1 protein-coding gene is annotated in these 494 nt (G+C 52.8%); it reads right to left on the bottom strand.

Annotation, left to right across the window (positions count from 1 at the left end):
- Window positions 1–461, bottom strand: a 461-nt coding sequence (locus AC1DH9_RS30830; RefSeq protein WP_477809544.1) for a glycine betaine ABC transporter substrate-binding protein, incomplete at its 3' end; no start/stop codon positions are given.
- Between the last annotated feature and the right edge of the window lie 33 nt (window positions 462–494).

Genomic DNA, 494 nt, shown 5'->3' with positions numbered 1-494 from the left:
GCTAATACTGCTGCTTTCGCGTCTTTACCGTCGACGGTAGTCACACCAGCCAGCCAGCTATCCAGAGTCTCAGGATGAGCGGCCAGCCATTTTTTCGCTGCACTCAAAGCGGGCTCCTTTTTGTCGAGGGAGTTCATGATGCTGCTCTCCATGTCGACCGTGAATTTCAGATTGCTGTACAACTTGCCAACGTTACCGCAGCGCTCGGCATAGCCTTTGGATGTGATGGTTTTGACCGTTGCTGCGCCGAAATCGGGACCGAAGGAATCATCACCACCCGTTAGATACACGATGTCCATGTTCACGTTCATTGGGTGAGGCGCCCACGCCAGGAACACAATGGGCTTCTTGCGTTGAATCGAGCGACCTACCTCTTGGATCATGCCTGCTTCACCAGACTCGACCAGTTTGAAATCCTTCAAACTCAAACCATACGAGTTGTCCTTGATGATCTTCTGCACCAACGTGTTTCCGCCGCTACCAGGCTGGATGCC

The organism is Pseudomonas sp. 05T35, from assembly GCF_056396605.1.
Note: the sequence above shows the minus strand (reverse complement) of the source record. Positions and strands in the feature narration are given on the sequence as shown.